The 16,068-nt window shown below is 62.0% G+C and carries 17 protein-coding genes; 5 read left to right on the forward strand and 12 right to left on the reverse strand.

Annotated features, from left to right (window positions below):
* Positions 1–4: 4 nt before the first annotated feature.
* Positions 5–889 carry a succinate--CoA ligase subunit alpha gene (gene sucD / locus EV669_RS01075; protein ID WP_054286589.1) on the forward strand — a complete coding sequence of 295 codons (885 nt, stop codon included), beginning with the start codon at positions 5–7 and terminating at the stop codon, positions 887–889.
* Between the two features lie 159 nt (positions 890–1,048).
* A complete protein-coding gene (locus EV669_RS01080) occupies positions 1,049–2,932 on the forward strand; it encodes a methyl-accepting chemotaxis protein (protein ID WP_132097658.1) in 1,884 nt (627 codons plus the stop codon).
* 59 nt (positions 2,933–2,991) lie between these two features.
* Here EV669_RS01080 and EV669_RS01085 read toward each other — a convergent pair whose 3' ends face one another.
* The 5 genes from EV669_RS01085 to EV669_RS01105 form a co-directional block, all read right to left on the reverse strand.
* Positions 2,992–3,474: an LEA type 2 family protein gene (locus EV669_RS01085; RefSeq protein ID WP_054286591.1), complete on the reverse strand. Its 483-nt coding sequence runs from the start codon at positions 3,472–3,474 to the stop codon at positions 2,992–2,994.
* A gap of 12 nt (positions 3,475–3,486) precedes the next feature.
* Positions 3,487–4,386 (reverse strand): LysR family transcriptional regulator, encoded by a 900-nt coding sequence (locus EV669_RS01090; RefSeq protein ID WP_054286592.1) that lies wholly within the window; start codon positions 4,384–4,386, stop codon positions 3,487–3,489.
* A gap of 357 nt (positions 4,387–4,743) precedes the next feature.
* Positions 4,744–5,400 (reverse strand): OmpA family protein, encoded by a 657-nt coding sequence (locus EV669_RS01095; RefSeq protein ID WP_404810830.1) that lies wholly within the window; start codon positions 5,398–5,400, stop codon positions 4,744–4,746.
* Positions 5,401–5,424: 24 nt separating this feature from the next.
* Positions 5,425–5,886 carry a MerR family transcriptional regulator gene (locus EV669_RS01100; RefSeq protein WP_054286594.1) on the reverse strand — a complete coding sequence of 154 codons (462 nt, stop codon included), beginning with the start codon at positions 5,884–5,886 and terminating at the stop codon, positions 5,425–5,427.
* Between the two features lie 157 nt (positions 5,887–6,043).
* Positions 6,044–6,511 (reverse strand): hypothetical protein, encoded by a 468-nt coding sequence (locus EV669_RS01105; protein ID WP_132097659.1) that lies wholly within the window; start codon positions 6,509–6,511, stop codon positions 6,044–6,046.
* Between the two features lie 267 nt (positions 6,512–6,778).
* On the opposite strand from EV669_RS01105, the gene EV669_RS01110 reads away from it, so the two are divergent.
* Both EV669_RS01110 and EV669_RS01115 read left to right on the forward strand, forming a co-directional pair.
* Positions 6,779–7,273 carry an acyl-CoA thioesterase gene (locus tag EV669_RS01110; RefSeq protein ID WP_054286596.1) on the forward strand — a complete coding sequence of 165 codons (495 nt, stop codon included), beginning with the start codon at positions 6,779–6,781 and terminating at the stop codon, positions 7,271–7,273.
* A 2-nt stretch (positions 7,274–7,275) separates the two neighbouring features.
* Positions 7,276–7,941, forward strand: coding sequence for a TIGR01621 family pseudouridine synthase (locus EV669_RS01115; protein WP_132097660.1), 666 nt, complete (start codon positions 7,276–7,278; stop codon positions 7,939–7,941).
* A gap of 63 nt (positions 7,942–8,004) precedes the next feature.
* Here the strand turns inward: EV669_RS01115 and EV669_RS01120 are convergent, their stop codons facing one another.
* Entirely contained in the window at positions 8,005–9,393 is a 1,389-nt protein-coding gene (locus tag EV669_RS01120; RefSeq protein WP_132097661.1) for a tryptophanase, read from the reverse strand.
* Positions 9,394–9,825: 432 nt separating this feature from the next.
* Between EV669_RS01120 and EV669_RS01125 the strand changes: the two genes are divergently transcribed.
* A complete protein-coding gene (locus EV669_RS01125) occupies positions 9,826–11,205 on the forward strand; it encodes a peptide MFS transporter (RefSeq protein ID WP_054286598.1) in 1,380 nt (459 codons plus the stop codon).
* Between the two features lie 554 nt (positions 11,206–11,759).
* Here the strand turns inward: EV669_RS01125 and EV669_RS01130 are convergent.
* The 6 genes from EV669_RS01130 to ccoO all read right to left on the reverse strand — a co-directional run bounded on the left by EV669_RS01130 (position 11,760) and on the right by ccoO (position 16,051).
* Complete coding sequence (locus EV669_RS01130; RefSeq protein WP_165922673.1) at positions 11,760–12,218, reverse strand: YbaY family lipoprotein; 459 nt, start codon at positions 12,216–12,218, stop codon at positions 11,760–11,762.
* Positions 12,215–12,733 (reverse strand): FixH family protein, encoded by a 519-nt coding sequence (locus EV669_RS01135; RefSeq protein ID WP_054286600.1) that lies wholly within the window; start codon positions 12,731–12,733, stop codon positions 12,215–12,217. Before EV669_RS01135 ends, EV669_RS01130 begins: the two co-directional genes overlap by 4 nt.
* Before the next feature lie 6 nt (positions 12,734–12,739).
* On the reverse strand, positions 12,740–14,194 hold the full coding sequence (gene ccoG, locus EV669_RS01140; RefSeq protein ID WP_132097663.1) for a cytochrome c oxidase accessory protein CcoG: 1,455 nt from the start codon (positions 14,192–14,194) through the stop codon (positions 12,740–12,742).
* A gap of 134 nt (positions 14,195–14,328) precedes the next feature.
* Positions 14,329–15,243: a cytochrome-c oxidase, cbb3-type subunit III gene (gene ccoP, locus EV669_RS01145; protein WP_054286602.1), complete on the reverse strand. Its 915-nt coding sequence runs from the start codon at positions 15,241–15,243 to the stop codon at positions 14,329–14,331.
* Positions 15,240–15,434 (reverse strand): cbb3-type cytochrome oxidase subunit 3, encoded by a 195-nt coding sequence (locus EV669_RS01150; RefSeq protein ID WP_054286603.1) that lies wholly within the window; start codon positions 15,432–15,434, stop codon positions 15,240–15,242. The genes ccoP and EV669_RS01150 overlap by 4 nt, the downstream gene beginning before the upstream one ends.
* A gap of 2 nt (positions 15,435–15,436) precedes the next feature.
* On the reverse strand, positions 15,437–16,051 hold the full coding sequence (ccoO, locus tag EV669_RS01155) for a cytochrome-c oxidase, cbb3-type subunit II (RefSeq protein ID WP_054286604.1): 615 nt from the start codon (positions 16,049–16,051) through the stop codon (positions 15,437–15,439).
* Between the last annotated feature and the right edge of the window lie 17 nt (positions 16,052–16,068).

Below are 16,068 nucleotides of genomic sequence, written 5' to 3' on the forward strand. Positions count from 1 at the left end.
CAAAATGAGCGTATTGGTCAACAAAGACACGAAAGTGCTGGTGCAGGGCTTCACCGGCAAGAACGGTACCTTCCACGCCGAACAGGCGTTGAAGGTGGGCACCAAGGTCGTCGGCGGCGTCACCCCGGGCAAGGGTGGCAGCACCCACCTGGGCCTGCCGGTGTTCAACACCATGAAGGACGCCGTGCGTGAAACCCAGGCAGACGCCTCGGTCATCTACGTACCGGCAGCCTTTGCCAAAGACTCGATCCTGGAAGCCGTGGACAGCGGTGTGAAGCTGATCGTGTGCATTACCGAGGGTGTGCCCACCCTCGACATGCTGTACGTGAAGAAGGCTGTGGACGAGGCCGGTATCCGCCTGATCGGCCCGAACTGCCCGGGTATCATTACCCCTGGTGAGTGCAAGATCGGCATCATGCCGTGGCACATCCACAATCCGGGCCGCATCGGCATCGTGTCCCGCTCCGGCACCCTGACCTACGAAGCCGTGGCGCAAACCACCGCACTGGGCCTGGGCCAATCCACCTGCATCGGTATCGGCGGCGACCCGATCCCGGGTACCAGCCACATCGACGCCCTGAAACTGTTCCAGGACGATCCGGACACCGACGCCATCGTGATGATCGGTGAAATCGGCGGTACCGCTGAAGAGGAAGCGGCCGAGTTTGCCAAGGCGTACGTCACCAAGCCTGTCGTAGGCTACATCGCGGGCGTGACCGCTCCCAAGGGCAAGCGCATGGGCCACGCCGGCGCCATCATCTCCGGCGGCAAGGGAACGGCTGAAGAAAAGTTCAAGGCGTTCGAGCGGGCGGGCATTGCCTACACCCGCAGCCCGGCCGAGATCGGCAAGACCATGTTCGAGCTCCTGAAGTCCAAGGGCATGATCTGATTCCGGACTGGATCGTTGTGCAAAACGCCACCCTCGGGTGGCGTTTTTCATGGCAGGGGCGTCATGGATTGTCGAGTTTGCTTGCAAATACGGCTGGCATATTCAAATTTGGCTGCAAAGTAATTACCATCCGGGCTTTCCCAAACACGCGTATCAATCGTGAAATCGATCCGTACCCGTATCGTCCTGCTGATGGCGCTGGCCATGGTGCTGGCCACGGCAGCCATCGCTGCGGTGGCCGTCTGGCAACTGCGGAACAAACTCTACGAAGATGTATCGAGCCAGATCGACCAGGCCGCCGCAAGCCAGCAGCGCTTCATTGGCGAGTGGCTGAACTCTCGCAAGAAGGTAATGGAAGCAGCCCTGCTGCATGCAGGCGAGCCGGACCCGACGTATTACCTGCAACAGTTGGCCGAAGCGGGCGGTTACACACAGCTCTTCGTGGGTGATGGCACCACCAAGGGCATGGTCTACTCCATCCCCGGCAAACAGAAGCCCAGTCCGGAGTACGATCCCGCTTCCCGTACCTGGTTCAAGATGGCCAAGGCATCCGGACAGACCATTGTCACGGCGCCGTACAAACCGGCCAGCAGCAACATCGGTGAGTTGGTGATCACGATCGCGCATGCGGTTTCCGGGCAGGACAAGGTAGTGGGAGGCGACATCGTCATCGGGCAGCTGGTGAAGTCGGTGCTGGCGGTGTCCTTGCCGGGTGAGGGGTATGCCTTCCTGATCGACAGGGAAGGCAAGATCATCGCGCATCCCAAGGACGGCCTGGCCCTGTCCGATATCAGCGCCCAGGTGGCCGGGCTGGATGCCACGCGCATTGCCGCATTGGCGCAGGCGGGTCAGCTGGAGCCGATGGATGTCGACGGCCGCAGCCAGCTGCTGCGCGTGGTGCCGGTGGCGGGCACCGACTGGATGTTGGGGCTGGTGGTGGACCGCAATGTCATTGACGCGCCCCTGATGCGCCTGATGGTTGCCATGGGGGGCTCCTTGCTGGTGGTCACCCTGCTGGCCGTGGCTTTCGCCGCGGGCTACTTGCAGCGCCTGCTGCGCGGCCTGTTCCAGGTGCGTGATGCCATGCGTGAGATCTCCCAGGGGGAGGGTGACCTGACGCGGCGCATCGATGTGACCGGAGAGGATGAAGTGGCACAGACCGCAGAAGCCTTCAACCAGTTCGTGGCCCGGCTCAACGGCATGTTCCGAGAGCTGCGTGAGGAGGCGGTGCGCCTGGCCGCTGGGGTGATCGAAGTGAGCGGTTCGGTGGAAAGGTTGGCCGAAGACTCGCATCGCCTCGCTGACATCTCGTCGTCCAATGCCGCTGCCATTGAGCAGGTGACCGTCAGCGTGTCGCACATTGCCGATGCCGCCCGGGAAACAGACACGCTGGTGCGCGCCACCGGTCAGGCCTCTGAGGAGAGCGCCCGCGAGATGGAAGGCATCAGCACCGGTATGCAGGACACCCGCAGCGCGGTCAACGACTTGGCCGACCTCTTGCTGTCGCTGGAGAAGCGCTCGCAGGAGATCACTACCATCACTAACGTCATCCATGACATCGCCGACCAGACCAACCTGCTGGCACTGAATGCCGCCATCGAGGCAGCCCGGGCCGGCGAGCAGGGACGTGGCTTCGCAGTGGTGGCCGACGAGGTACGCAAGCTTGCCGAACGCACCGGCCAGGCGACCCTGGAAATCTCCGGTACCATCTCCAGCATTCTCGCTGAGACCAGCCGCGCGGTCAGCAACATGCGTAGCACGGCCGAAGCGGTGGACAACAGCGTGGAAATGACGGCCTCGGCCCGCGAACGGCTGGCCGCCATCCGCGAGACCATGCATCAGGTGGTGGAGAAGATTGGGGGAATCGCGCTTTCCACCGGTGAGCAGCACAATGCCACCACCGCGATGGCGCAAAGCACCGAGTCAATCAATAACCAGATCGTGGATTCGGATGCGGCCCTGCAGAGTGCACAGACGACGTTGACCACGCTCAACGAGCTGGCCCACCGCATGCAGTCTGCGTTTGCCCGCTTCCGTTTGTAAGCGCCCCCGCTCCTGCCAAACGCCACCTTCGGGTGGCGTTTTTCTTTGGAGTGCCTCGTTCAGGGGTGGCCTGCTTCCAGGCGCTTGCGCAGCGATTCGGGCAAGGTCCACTGGCCACGGCTGGAGAAGGGTAGGCTACCCCAGCCCTGCACCCCTTCGGCGGTGCCGTTGACTTCGTAGTCCAGCGCCGCCTGCGGGCGGGACAGCAGGCGGTCGGCCACGGCCAGCCAGCCGTTGAGCGAGGTGTCTACGCGCACGGTGAGGTCCTGCTCGCCCAGCGCCGGCAGACTGATGGCCTGCTGAGTCATCCCTTGTGCGAAGGGTTGCCCGGCCAGCTTCAGGTCGAACTTGATACCCTCACCCCGCAGCGCCTGGTTGTTGGGGTTGCGCATGCGCAATGTGACATCAAAGGACTGGCGGAAGAGGGTGCCGCCGGCTGGCCGCAGATCCACCACGTCCACCTGCGGTTTCTGCGGGCGGGACAGGGTGGAGCACGCGCTCAGGGCAGCGGCAGCCAGAAGGGGGATAGCGATGGAACGCATGAGGTTCTCCGGTCAGACAGTGTTCGGGGTATTTCCCAGCACATTGCGCGCCAGCTCCAGCCAGGCGCGAGCGGCGTGCGAAAGATAGCTGTCTTGGCGCCAGATCAGCGCCAGGTTCCAGTAAAGGCTTTTCTCGGCCAGTGGCACCACGTCGAAGGGCTGACCTTGCAGCCGCCCGGCAATGGTGCGCGGCAAAAGGGCGATGCCGAGCCGTGCCGCTACCATGGCAACGATGAAGTCCCAGTGGGCGCTGCGGCCGGCGATATGCATCTGACGTCCAATGGCCTTGTAGGCGTCGAGGATGCGGGTGGTGAGGGTGAAGTCTTCCGGGTAGAACACCACCGGCTCGTCGGCCACCTCGGACAGACGCACGCTCTGCCGTCCCTGCCAGCGCGAACCGGAGGGCGCTACCAGGCACAACGGGTCGCTGACGAAAGGAAACAGGCTGAACACCTGATGATCCACCGGCAGTACCGCCACACCAACCTCCAGCTCGCCGGTGCGCACGCTGTTCTCGATCGCCCGCGCGCCGCCCTCGACGATGGAAAGCTCAATCCGTGGATAACGTTCGCGGAACGCGCTCACCACCGGGGCGAAGAAGGCGCCGCCCACCATCGGTGGCAGACCCACCACCAACTCCCCGGTTTCCAGGGCCTCCAGATCGGCCAACTCGGTCCGCAGGTGTTGCATGGCTGTCAACACCTCCTGCCCGCGCTGATAGGTCACACGTCCTGCATCGGTGAGGCGAAAGCGCTTACCTTCCCGGATCAGCAGCGGGGTCCCCAGTTCCTCTTCCAGCTGGCGCACCATCTTGCTGATGGTGGGCTGGGTGACGAACAGGGCTTCGGCGGCGCGGGTGAAGCTTTCACGTCGGATGACTTCGATGAAGTAACGCAGGGCACGAATATCCATGGGGCTTGAATTTGGTTCATGCTTTTATTGAATGGAAAACATGATTTTAATTCATTTCAAGAATGGAAGTTTGATCCCTATACTGCACTCACTCCTCGTGTTGTTGTGTGTTGCAAGCGATGCAGGGACTGCCGCCTGCCAGGTGCGGGCGTCAGTCCCCGTCGTGCCCCAGGGCCTGCTGCCGCCGACACGATTGTTTTCTCCGGCAGGGCTGCCTTGCAGTGCTGCATGGTGTTTTCTCGGTATCTCCCTAACGAGCGTTGTTTGGGCCGGTTTTCCAACCGGCCCATTTTTTTGCCTTGCAGAATGCGTTCGGCCAACCTCCAGGGTTGGCCGAAACGTGTGGCGAAGACGAGGTTACTTCGCGGCCTGCGGGTTGATCAGGATTTCCACACGACGGTTCTTGGCACGCCCAGCCTCGGTGTCGTTGCCGGCGATCGGCTGGTTCGGGCCCATGCCCATGGTGCGGATGCGGCTGGCGGTTACCCCTCGGGCCTGCAGGTAGCTGGAGACGGCCTCGGCACGACGTTGGGACAGGTTCTGGTTCAGCGACGCGCTGCCGGTGTTGTCGGTATGGCCGACGACGGTGATGCTGGTTTCCGGATACTGGTTGAGCACGTTGGCTACGTCGGCCAGTGCCGTCTGTACGTTCGGGTTGAGAGTGGCGCTGTTGATGGCGAAGGTGATGTTGTCCGGCATCGTCAGCTTGATCTGGTCACCACTGCGGGTGACGTCCACCTGGGTGTTGGCAAGGCGCTCGCGCAGCTGACGCTCCTGATAATCCATGTAGGCGCCCACGCCGGCACCCACCAGCCCGCAACCCAGCGCAGCGTTGCGGGCATGCTTGCTGTTGCCGGTCACGGCGCCGGCGATGCCGCAGGCGGCTGCACCGCCCAGGCCGTAGGTGGCGGTCTTGTTCATGCCCATCGGGCCGGTTCCGCCAGTGTTGCTGCAGGCGGTGGCGACGAGGGCGAGTGCGGCAACGGCCAGGGTGGAAGGTTTGAAGAGGCGGATCATGTCTACTCCTTTGGAGATGGGTCAGAAAGGACGGAAGGCTCGGGCCGCCGATAGCTGCAGCGCCGGCAGCGGCAGGGCAAACACCCTGTCGTCGAGGTCGACTTCTGCAGCAACACGGTCCGGCTCCCTTTCGGCGTCTTGTTCGCGGCACGTCTCGCGCAAAGTGAGCAGTTGTGCCTTCAGACGCTTCAGCATTTCGGTCTGGCGCTGGATCTGCGCGATGGTGGCATCAAGCATCAGACCGATTTCCTCCGAGTCGTACGACTCGCCCTTGCGCAATGCAATGAGTTGAACGACCTCAGCAATAGACATGCCCGCTTTCCTGCAGTTCAGGATGAAGCGCAATTCGTTGAGCGTGCCCTGGCGATAGCTGCGATAGCCGTCGCTGCCGCACGCGGGTGTCTCGATCAGGCCGATCCGCTCGAAATAGCGGATGGTGTCCACTTCGCAGCCCAGTGTCCGGGCGACCTCTGCAATCCGCATGTTTCGTTCTCCGCTGGCATGGCGGCCGATGGCCGCGTCCGTTGTTCAGTATCGCTTGGGGTGCAGCAAGAGGGGTGCCCGCGTCTGGTGGAGATAGCGGCAGGCACGTACGACTCTCCGCGCCAGTGTGCGGCAGGGGCAGGGGAGCTAAAGCCGTTCAGGCGTAGAAGTCGACGCGCGGTGCGGCGTCCTCGGGTAGTGCCAGACGCAACGACTGGGCGCGGGAAGTGACGGGCTGGGTCATCAGGGTGGCCCGGGCGAGGCCGGCGCTAAGCAGGGAAGCTGCCGGGCTGATGGAGGCCGCTGCGGCCGGGGCAGCACTAGCCTCACCTTCAGAGAAAGGGGCTTCCTCATCTTCAAGGAGTGCAGCAGGTTCGGCAAGGCGGCGAGTGCGTTCGCTGCGGGCGGAGGCCTGCAGGCGATTCTGGCGTTCCCGGTTCTCCACCGCCTTCAACCACAACGCTTCCTTTTGTTGCAAGGTGGCCAGATCGCCCGGAACGGGGAGACCGGCGGCATGACGTGCCAACGCCTGCCCCGCTGCAAGCTGCAGCGGGGTGGCGCCTTCATGAGAGCTGGCGCTTCCGAAAAAGCTACCAGCGCAACCGGCAGTCATGACCGAAGACATGGCATTCCTCTGTAGATGAAAGGGCCGCCCTTTCCTGCTCGATGTCCGCTACGCGGGGCTTGCCACGGCTGTGGCTGCAGGGTGGGGGGCATCCGGGAGGCGGGCGCGTGGCTGTCACCCCGGAGCATGTCTCTTTAAGCGGGCAAGCGCCATGCCAACTACGGCGGGAAAGGAAGGAGGGCTGCGCCGGCAGACGGGCTTGGCAGTATACTGCCCGCTGGCCGGGCGGCCGAAAGGGTTGGCCGAACCGCCTTCTGGAGACTGCGCATGACCCCCGTACACCTGCACGATTCACGCGAGCTGACCATGTCGGTCCTGATGACCCCAGACATGGCCAATTTTTCTGGCAATGTCCACGGCGGCGTGCTGCTCAAGCTCTTGGACCAAGTGGCCTATGCCTGTGCCAGCCGCTATGCCGGACGCTATGTGGTGACGCTGTCGGTGGATCAGGTATTGTTCAAGCAGCCCATCCACGTCGGCGAACTCGTCACCTTCTACGCCAGCGTCAACCATGTGGGGCGCACCTCGATGGAGGTGGGCATCAAGGTCGTGGCCGAAGATATTCAGGCCCGCACCGAGCGGCACACCAACAGCTGTTACTTCACGATGGTGGCCTACGAAGACGGCCAGGCCGTGCCGGTGCCGCCCTTGGCGCTCGACACCGAGCTGCAGGTTCGCCGCTTTCGCGAGGCCGAGCTGCGCAAGAAGATGCGCAAGGAGTTCGAGGCGCGCATGCACAGTGTTTGTAACGACGGGTGCTGAGCGTGTTCGACCTTGTGGCAGAGCACGGCGCGTTCTGCGTCGTCTCCAAGCATCCGGGTGTCAGCTTTCATCGGCAGGGGGACGAGCCGGGTCTGGTGGAAACCGTGCGAGACCGGCTGGGCATGCCAGCCCTGTGGCCGGTACACCGTCTGGATCGGGTCACCTCCGGATTGATCGTGCTGGCACGCAGCGCTCAGGTGGCAGCAGAGTTGTCCGCCGCGTTTGCCGCACACACGGTGGAAAAGTATTACCTCGCCCTGTCGGACCGCAAACCCTCACGCAAGCAGGGCCGGGTCCGTGGAGACATGGAGAAGGGGCGCGGCGGCGCGTGGCGGCTGCTGCCGACTGCGCTGCATCCGGCGGACACGCGCTTTTTCAGTACCAGTCTCGTCCCTGGCCGCCGGTTATTCGTGCTGCGGCCGGCTACCGGCAAGACGCATCAGCTGCGCGTGGCGATGAAGAGTCTGTCCGCGCCCATTCTCGGTGATGCCCTGTACGGTGGCAGCCTGGCCGACCGTGCCTATCTGCATGCTTACAGTCTGGGCTTCACCCTGCAGGGGCAGGTGTGGCACTTCACCGATCTGCCACGTCAGGGAGAGGCGTTCGTACTGCCCGAACTGGCTGCACGCTTGGCCGAAGCGCCGCCGTGGAGCCTGCCCTGGCCCTAAGTGTCCCAAGCATGAAAACGCCCCCGTCAGGGGGCGCTGTGTTGCCGGACGGGGCCTTCTGCCTTACACCGGCTTGAGCCGTGCGGTGAAGTGACGCAGCAGCGGCGGCTCATAGTCGAAGACCAGGCCCCGGATAGTGTCAGCACGCGACTTGATGTCGATCAGGCAGTCGGCGATGTAGTCCATGTGGTCGTTGGTGTAGACACGGCGCGGGATGGTGAGGCGCAGCAGCTCGAACGGCGACGGTTCCTGCTCGCCGGTGGCCGGGTTGCGGCCCAGCAGCAGCGAGCCGATTTCCACGCCCCGAATACCGCCTTCCAGGTATAGCTCGCAGGCCAGGGCGTGGGCCGGGAACTGCCCGGCCGGGATGTGCGGCAGCAGCTTCTTGGCATCCACGAAGACCGCATGGCCGCCCGTGGGTGTCTGGATCGGAATCCCGCCTTCTGCCAGACGTTCACCCAGATAGGCTACTTGGCCGATACGGTAGGCCAGGTAGCCTTCGTCCATCCCTTCCCGCAGGCCGATGGCCAGCGCCTCCATGTCCCGGCCGGCCAGGCCGCCATATGTGACGAAGCCTTCCATCGCCACGCAGCGTACCTGCACCGCGCGGAACAGGTCCTCATCCTCCCGGAAGCAGCACAGTCCCCCGATGTTCACCAGCGCGTCCTTTTTGGCCGACATGGTGAACATGTCGCCATGGCTGAACATCTCGTACACGATCTGGGGCAGGGACACCCCGGCATAGGCCGGATCGCGCTGCTGAATGAACCAGGCGTTCTCTGCAAAGCGGGCCGCGTCGATGATAACCGGGATGCCGTGTCGGCGTGCCAGCGCCGCCGACTCACGGATGCTGGCCATGCTGACCGGCTGCCCACCGGCGCTATTGCAGGTGATGGTAATGATCAGCCCGGCCACGTTGGCCGCACCGACGGCCTCGATGGTTTCGGCCAACCTTGGCAGGTCAAAGTCGCCCTTCCAGTCATAGGGAGTGGTGGTGTCCAGCGCCTGCGGCGTCAGCACATTGATGGCGCGGGCCCCTGCGATCTCCACATGCGCTTTGGTGGTGTCGAAGTGGTAGTTGGACAGGAATACCGGTTGCTGGCTACCACAGCGCCTGACGAGCTCAGGGAACAGTATCTGCTCGGCCCCGCGCCCCTGATGGGTGGGCAGGGTGTGGGCATAGCCGAACACCGTCTTAACCGTGTCAGCCAGGTGGTAGAAGTTGCGGCTGCCCGCGTAGGCTTCGTCACCACTCATGATGCCGGCCCATTGCCGGTCACTCATCGCGCCAGTGCCACTGTCGGTCAGAAGGTCGATGTATACATCCTCCCCCCGCAACAGGAACGGGTTCCAGCCGGCTGTGGCCAGGGCCTCACGACGGTATTCGGGTGTGGTCTGCTTGATCGGTTCCACCATCTTGATGCGGAAGGGCTCGGGGATGCGTCGTGCCATGTGTCTCTCCAGCGCGCAGGCAGGGCCATGCGTCGCCCGCGCAGCGCGGTTATGCAATCGAGAAAAAGGGAAAGGCAGTGAGGGGCAAAAGCCCGGGCATCAACGACGGGGGAAGTCGTCGGCGAGAACGCGATCGAGGGTGTACCAGCTGGCGGGAAGGGCAGAAACGCTGACGTCTGCCCGGATTAATGGCTCAGCGCTGTTCATGTTCTAGGATCCGGTTGTGCCAAACGGCAGGTCAAGGCTATACCCGTCCCGACGGGGGGCGCAAGCCCCCTTCTGTGCTTGCTGCAGCGCAGCGTAATGAACCGAGCGGTCGGTAGAAAATCATGATAACCTTATTTAGCATTTAATACCTATACGCTGGGACCGGTTGGCGCTTCATGCTCATGACGTGTGAATGGCCGGCATACGATACAACAAGGAAACTCCATGTCTTCTGCCTCGCATCCCCGGGGGCTGTACCTGCTTTTCGCTACCGAAATGTGGGAACGCTTCAGCTACTATGGCATGCGCGCGATCTTCGTCCTCTACATGGTCAAGGCGCTCATGTTCGACAAGGCCCGTGCGGCCGATATCTACGGCACCTATACCGGGCTGGTCTACCTGACGCCCCTAATCGGCGGCTACATCGCCGACCGCTACTGGGGCAACCGTCGCGCCATCCTCGGCGGAGGCGTGCTCATGGCCTTGGGCCAGTTTCTGCTGTTCTTTTCCGCCACGCTTTACCATGATGCGGCAGCCACTTCCGTCATGCTGATGTATGCAGGCCTCACGGGGCTGATCATCGGCAACGGCCTGTTCAAGCCCAACATCTCGTCCATGGTGGGGCAGCTCTATCCTGCGGGCGACAAGCGCGTCGACTCAGCGTTTACCCTGTTTTACATGGGCATCAACATGGGGGCGCTGCTGGCGCCGCTGGTGTGTGGCACGCTGGGCGATACCGGTGATCCGGCCGACTTCCGCTGGGGCTTTCTCGCGGCCGGCTTCGGCATGCTGGTCAGCCTGGCGCTGTTTACCCTGCTGAAGAACCGTCTCTTGGTCACCCCGGAAGGGGCCCCGATCGGTATGCCCCCCAGCCATGCAGCCAACCGGGCGGCACAAGGGCGGAACAGCGGTCCGCTGACGCAAGAGGAGATCAGCCGGCTGGCGGTCATCTTCATCATCTCGGGTTTCGTCATCTTTTTCTGGGCTGCCTTCGAGCAAGCGGGCGCATCGCTCACCTTCTTTGCCGAAGAGCAGACGGATCGCAGCCTGCTGGGCTGGACGGTGCCCGCTTCTTTTTTCCAGTCGATCAATCCCGTGGCCATCGTACTGTTCGCACCGGCCTTCGCGTGGCTCTGGAGCCGCCTGGGGCGCGCCGGCCGCGAGCCGGCTTCACCGGTCAAGATGGCGTTGGGTCTCTTCTTTTTGGCGCTGGGGTATCTCGTCATTGCCTTCGGCGTGAACGGCCTCGAGCCCGGCGTGAAGGTCAGCATGCTCTGGCTGACCGGGCTTTACCTGCTGCACACCTTTGGCGAACTCTGCCTGTCCCCGATCGGATTGTCGCTGGTGGTGAAGCTGTCCCCGGCCCGCTTTACCGGACTGATGATGGGGGTATGGTTCCTGTCGCAGGCCGCAGCCAACAAGTTTGCCGGCATGCTCTCCGAGCTGTATCCGGAGCCGCATCTGCCAGCGCCTTCGCTGCTGGGTTATAGCATCCACAACCTGCACGACTTCTTCATGCTGTTCGTGTTCATGGCGGGGGCCGCCTCGCTGGTGCTGTTCCTGCTGTCGGCGCAATTACGCCGGATGATGCAAGGCGCCGGCTGAGCCAGCAAACCGCCTTCCAGGTAAGCACTGCAACGCCCCCGTCGGGGGCGTTTTTTATGGGCTCGACCTTGTGCCGAGGTAGAGACTTATTGGGACTGTGTTTTGGGACCAATAAAATGTGCATAAAGAGGGGCAGGCAAGGGCCGGTGGCAGCGTGGGCTGTGAGGGCGCTGAGGGACCAGCGCTGGTAGCCTTCTGCGCGCTGCGTCTTGGCATAGGGTCGTGCCTCGGGCAGCACCTAGACTGGCAGGGATAGCTTGGCAGGGGGACGTTCAGTTGGGGCTTCTGGCGGGAAAGGCTTTTCTGAAGCAGATAGGGGTTTTCAAGCGGATACAAACCTTGACCACCACAGCCCGCCAGCTTCCCACCAGTAAAATGGGGCCGCCTAGAGCCGGGATGTCTTCCAGCCAGTACCCTCCATTAAGACCTTCCGCATGGTCTCGAACAGAGGCTTCGGCCAACCTGGCCGACAGTGTGGAGCTCGCTGGGGCAGTAGCAGGGAAAGGCCTACGGTAAATGAAAAGCCCCTTTCGGAGCCATTGCATCCTTATAAGTCAGGGAGTAGTGGGCTGTTGCCCCACCGGGCTGAGAATCAGGGCCGGCTTATCCCGGATATCACTTCCGTCCAGATGTAGCCGCTGCATGTAGCGCAGTTCACCGTCGACATAATAGCCGCCGTCCAGCTCCCACTCCTGCCCGGGCCGGACTTCTCGTGCATCATGGCAGAGGCTGAAGACGGCCGGAAAGCGGCGAGGATTATCCATAAGCTGTTCTGCCAGCAAGGCCGGCGGTGCGTCCTTGCGGCTGACGTCGTAGAGGCGGATGCGCAGATGGCTGCCCCCTACCGGCTGTACGTGACTATCGGCCAGCATCACGCTGCCAGTGAGATAAGCTGGAACGAAGCCCTTGGGCGCCCCCGGGGAGGGCGCACTGCTTGCGCAACCCGCAGTCGATACCGTCACGACCAGGGCGGCCAGTGTGGCTACTCCGCGTAGTGCAAGCCTGTGCCTCACTCCACTTTCTCCAGCGCAGGTTGGCCTAACACCACCCCGGCGCCTTCCTGGGGCTTCCATTCGCCCTGCACGCGCCACTGATTGCCTTCGTCTTCCAGACGAACATACCAGTGGTTGGCGCTGGCGGGCTTTACGGTGCCCGCGTAAGCATTGGGGCCGGTGCGCTGCAGCGTGATGGTCTGGTCGTAGTCATCCTGGGCCGGATGGATCAGTTGCAGGCGCAGCCGGTCAGGGAGGGCCGTCCGGCTGGTTGTGGTAACCATCACGCGTTGCATCGCGGGATCGAACAGGACCTGTGCCGTCAGGCCCATCTGGGTCGCCGCTTCATCGCGGCGCAACTCCCGGTTGATTTCCTTGCCGCGCTTGTAATAGTCGTCCGAAACCAGCCCATCGTCAGACTGGACGGCTAGGTTGAAGGTGATGATGCCGGCCACCACGGCAATTGCCGGGCCCGCCATCAGCAGCCATGGCCAACGCTCCTTGTACCATGGCCGCTGTGGGAAAGTTTTTTGCATGCCTGATTATTCTCCGATGAAGCTCGACTTCTCTTCCACCACCACGGGCGTATCTTCCACCGTCTCGATGCGGAAGTGGATCTCGTGGCTGCCTTTGGTGGCATATTGCGGGTCGGCCTGGACGCGCACGCCCACGGTTTCGTTCTCGGTGGCCTTGACCTCGACCTCCGGCTTATCCATTTCCAGCTTGATGCCGGGCAGGCCCGTGACTGAGATGCGATAGCGGCGCGTTTGTTCCGAGGTATTAATGATTTTCAGGCTGTAACCATTTTCCAGCCAGCCCTCGTCCGTCTCGCGCACAAGAGAGGCACGGTCGCGGATCACGTCCACTTTGAAGGGCTTGCGCATCGCCAGAGAGGTGGTGGCCGCTGTGACAATGGCCACCAGTACCAGGCTGTACAGCACTACCCGCGGGCGGAGCAACCGGTTCTTGATTTGGCTTTCGGTGTACTTGCCTTCCATCGCGTTTTCAGTGGTGTACCGGATCAGCCCACGCGGGTAACCCATCTTGTCCATCACTTCGTCACAGGCATCGATACAGGCGGCACAGCCAATGCACTCGTACTGCAGGCCGTTACGGATGTCGATGCCGACTGGGCAGACTTGCACGCAGATGCTGCAGTTTACGCAGTCGCCAAGCCCAAGGGTTTTGGGGTCCACGCCCTTCTTGCGAGCACCGCGTGCCTCGCCACGCTTCTCGTCATACGAGATCACCAGCGTATCGGCATCGAACATCACGCTCTGGAAGCGGGCATACGGGCACATGTACTTGCACACCTGCTCGCGCATCACACCGGCCAGCAGGTAGGTGAAGCCAGCATAGAAGAAGATCCAGAACGTCTCCCACGGGCCATAGCTGAAGGTGGGCAGCGCAGCGACCAGGTCATGCATCGGGGTGAAGTATCCCACCAGCGTGAAGCCGGTCACCAGCGAGAAGGCAATCATCAGCGCATGCTTGGTGGTCTTGATCCGCAGCTTATTGAAGCTCATCGGCTGCTGGTCCAGCTTCATACGCTTGTTACGGTCGCCCTCCACCCACTGTTCGATCCACAGCATGATCTCGGTATACACCGTCTGTGGACAGGAGTACCCGCACCACAAACGGCCGGCTACCGTGGTCCAGGTAAAGAGACCGAAGGCCGCACACATCAGGAAGGCGGCAAGATAGACAAAGTCTTGCGGCCAGATGGTGAGCCCGAAGAGGTAGAACTTGCGGTTGACCAGGTCGAACAGTACCGCCTGACGGCCGTTCCAGTTCAGCCATGGCGTGGCGAAGTAGACTAGCTGCGTCAGTAGTACGAAGGCGATGCGCCAGTTGTTGAAGATGCCCTTGACGCTGCGCGGGTACACCTTCTTGCGTGACTCGTACAGCTCGATCACTTGTTTTTCCTGTCCGCCCTTGGCCGACGGAGCAGGGGTGTGTTCAACCTTGACGCCAATATTCTTCAATGAATCGCTCATGGTCTTTCTCTGCAGAAGGCTTGGCAAAACCGTGGACGGGCTTTGCCAAGCATTCGACTTATATATTATATATTTATTTAAAGTATAAGGTGGAAAAACTGCCCGCCGAGGCGGGCAGTCCTGATCACCACTTATTATTGGGTCTTGGTGTTGTTGGACAAGCCCCAGACATAGGCGGTCAGCAGATGCACCTTGCCCTCACCGAGGAAGTCCTTCCAGGCCGGCATCTGGTTGTTGCGGCCGTTGGTGATGGTTTCGATCACGGTCTTCTCGGTGCCACCGTACAGCCATACGTTGTCGGTCAGGTTCGGGGCGCCCATTGCCTGGTTGCCCTTACCGTCCGGACCGTGACAAGCCGAGCAGATGGCGCCGAAGGTTTCTTTGCCACGGGTGGCGCGCTCGGCATCATGCTTCTTGCCGGAGAGCGACAGCACGTAGTTGGCCACATCCTTCACCTTCTCCTCACCGAATGCCGCGCCGAAGGCGGGCATCTGGCCTTGGCGACCGGCATCGATGGTGGTCTTGATGGTGCTCGGATCCCCACCGTAGAGCCAGTCATGGTCGGTCAGGTTCGGGAAGCCTTTGGCACCCCGGGCATCAGAGCCGTGACACTGCACACAGTAGGTCTGGAACAGGCGCTTACCCATGGCCTGCGCTTCCGGGTCGGCCGCCACGGCCTTCAGGTCCTGCTTCAGGTACTTGTCATACAGCGGCTGGTACTTGGCTTCGGCCTGCGCACGTTCTTCCTTGTACTGGCCTACAGAGGTCCAGCCACGGACGCCTTGGAACTTGCCAAGACCGGGGTAGAGCACCAGATAGACGGCACCGAAGATGAGCGTGATGTAGAACATCAGCATCCACCAGCGCGGCAGGGGGTTGTTGTACTCCTCCAAGTCATCATCCCACACGTGCCCCATCGTTTCGACCTTCTCGCCCTTGGCGACGGTCGTCCGGGACTGGGAGAACAGCAGGTATGCCAACCCGACAATGCCTACCACCACGATAACGGTGATGTAGACACCCCAGAAATCATTCACAAAATCACTCATCGCTTAGCTCCATCGGAAGCCTTGTCAGACTCGGCCTCTTGCACCTTGTCTTCATCATCCATGAAAGGAAGATTGGCCGCCTCGTCGTAACGTTTCTTGGACTTTCTGCTATAGGCGCCCACCAAAATCACGATGAATACGACAAAGCAGAACACCGTGAACAGCGAACGCGCGAGATTGGCCCAATCCATGATTAACGGACGTTCTTAAGTGCAAGACCGAGACCTTGCAGGTAGGCAATCACCGCATCCAGTTCCGACTTGCCCTCGACCAGACTCTTGGCCTCGGCGATCTCCTTGTCGGAGTACGGAACACCTACCTTGCGCAGGGCGGTCATCTTGGCCGGAACCGCATCGGCGTCGACCAAGCTCTTGGCCAGCCACGGGAACGCCGGCATGTTGGACTCCGGCACCACGTCACGCGGGTTGGTCAGGTGCACGCGGTGCCATTCGTCGGAATAGCGTCCCCCTACACGGGCCAGGTCCGGACCGGTACGCTTGGAGCCCCACTGGAACGGATGGTCGTAGACCGACTCGCCTGCCACGGAATAGTGGCCGTAGCGCTCGGTTTCCGCACGGAACGGACGAATCATCTGCGAATGGCAGGTGTAGCAGCCTTCACGGATATAGATGTCGCGGCCAGCCAGCTGCAGCGCGTTGTAGGGCTTGACGCCGGCAACGGGCTCGGTCGTGGACTTCTGGAACATCAGCGGGACGATCTCAACGAGAGCGGCCACGCTGATCACGAGCAAGGTCAGAACGATCAGGTAACCGACGCGTTCTTCAACAAGTTTCTGGATCTTTTCCATGTTCTCTTACCTCATCC

The sequence above is a fragment of the Gulbenkiania mobilis genome (assembly GCA_004346645.1).
Taxonomy (GTDB): domain Bacteria; phylum Pseudomonadota; class Gammaproteobacteria; order Burkholderiales; family Chromobacteriaceae; genus Gulbenkiania; species Gulbenkiania mobilis.

What these genes read in the sequence shown, in the direction of transcription:
- sucD (WP_054286589.1), top strand. Translation starts at nt 5, where the DNA reads ATGAGCGTATTGGTCAACAAAGACACGAAAGTGCTGGTGCAGGGCTTC.
- EV669_RS01085 (WP_054286591.1), bottom strand. Translation starts at nt 3,474, where the DNA reads ATGCGTTCCATCGCTATCCCCCTTCTGGCTGCCGCTGCCCTGAGCGCG.
- EV669_RS01090 (WP_054286592.1), bottom strand. Translation starts at nt 4,386, where the DNA reads ATGGATATTCGTGCCCTGCGTTACTTCATCGAAGTCATCCGACGTGAA.
- EV669_RS01100 (WP_054286594.1), bottom strand. Translation starts at nt 5,886, where the DNA reads ATGCGGATTGCAGAGGTCGCCCGGACACTGGGCTGCGAAGTGGACACC.
- EV669_RS01105 (WP_132097659.1), bottom strand. Translation starts at nt 6,511, where the DNA reads ATGTCTTCGGTCATGACTGCCGGTTGCGCTGGTAGCTTTTTCGGAAGC.
- EV669_RS01110 (WP_054286596.1), top strand. Translation starts at nt 6,779, where the DNA reads ATGACCCCCGTACACCTGCACGATTCACGCGAGCTGACCATGTCGGTC.
- EV669_RS01120 (WP_132097661.1), bottom strand. Translation starts at nt 9,393, where the DNA reads ATGGCACGACGCATCCCCGAGCCCTTCCGCATCAAGATGGTGGAACCG.
- EV669_RS01125 (WP_054286598.1), top strand. Translation starts at nt 9,826, where the DNA reads ATGTCTTCTGCCTCGCATCCCCGGGGGCTGTACCTGCTTTTCGCTACC.
- EV669_RS01135 (WP_054286600.1), bottom strand. Translation starts at nt 12,733, where the DNA reads ATGCAAAAAACTTTCCCACAGCGGCCATGGTACAAGGAGCGTTGGCCA.
- ccoG (WP_132097663.1), bottom strand. Translation starts at nt 14,194, where the DNA reads ATGAGCGATTCATTGAAGAATATTGGCGTCAAGGTTGAACACACCCCT.
- ccoP (WP_054286602.1), bottom strand. Translation starts at nt 15,243, where the DNA reads ATGAGTGATTTTGTGAATGATTTCTGGGGTGTCTACATCACCGTTATC.
- EV669_RS01150 (WP_054286603.1), bottom strand. Translation starts at nt 15,434, where the DNA reads ATGGATTGGGCCAATCTCGCGCGTTCGCTGTTCACGGTGTTCTGCTTT.
- ccoO (WP_054286604.1), bottom strand. Translation starts at nt 16,051, where the DNA reads ATGGAAAAGATCCAGAAACTTGTTGAAGAACGCGTCGGTTACCTGATC.